This is a genomic window from Streptomyces sp. 13-12-16, from assembly GCF_002114215.1.
Taxonomy (GTDB): Bacteria; Actinomycetota; Actinomycetes; order Streptomycetales; family Streptomycetaceae; genus Streptomyces.
Genome location: NZ_NCTE01001450.1, coordinates 1 through 622, shown reverse-complemented (window position 1 = coordinate 622; position 622 = coordinate 1). Strand labels below are relative to the sequence as shown.

Here is a 622-nt window from a genome sequence, read left to right as displayed (position 1 = left end):
CCAGGCCCAGCGGCTCGATGCCCGCCAGGTCGCGGAAGTCCAGCCGCACGGCACGCGGCGGGGCCGGCCCGGTCAGGTGCGCCACCACGACGGCGGTCAGCTCCGCACCGCAGGCGTCGTCGAGTTCGCCCCCGACGCGCACGGTCAGCGTCGCGGTCCGCGGGTCCGCCGAGGGGCGGACACCGGTGGGGTGCGGTGCGCTCATACGGGGGTGCCGCGGACGACCGGTCCGGCGGGCCGGCCGCGGAGACCGGCCGCGCCCTCGCGGACGAAGCGCAGGCCGCGGGGGAAGTCGTGCAACTGCTCCGCGAGGATGTCCAGCCCGGTGACCAGGGAGTGCACCGGGACACTCCGTGCCGCGAGCACCTCGGAGGTCCACCCCAGGAATTCGGTGAACACCCCCGAGTCGTCCAAGTACAGGGCGGTGGCCAGGAAGTCGAGGATGTGGACCAGGTCCTCCGCGGTCCGCTCCCGTTGCGCGTCGTCGTACCCGCGCATGGCCGGGAACCGGTTCTCCAGGTCCGTCAGCACCTGTTTGACCAGCTGACTGCGGGACCGGACCACCATCGTGTACTCCTGGTCCGCCAGGTGCGGCAGGTCGTCGACCGCCTGCCGGACCGCC

At 73.6% G+C, this 622-nt stretch carries 1 protein-coding gene and 1 pseudogene; both read right to left on the bottom strand.

Annotation, left to right across the window (positions count from 1 at the left end):
- Nucleotides 1-205 (bottom strand): hypothetical protein (locus tag B7767_RS47105; RefSeq protein ID WP_179167558.1); only part of this gene is annotated, 205 nt, incomplete at its 3' end.
- Nucleotides 202-622 (bottom strand): annotated as a pseudogene (locus B7767_RS42355) (cobalamin-binding protein); the annotation flags it as partial. The pseudogene B7767_RS42355 and the gene B7767_RS47105, both read right to left, overlap by 4 nt.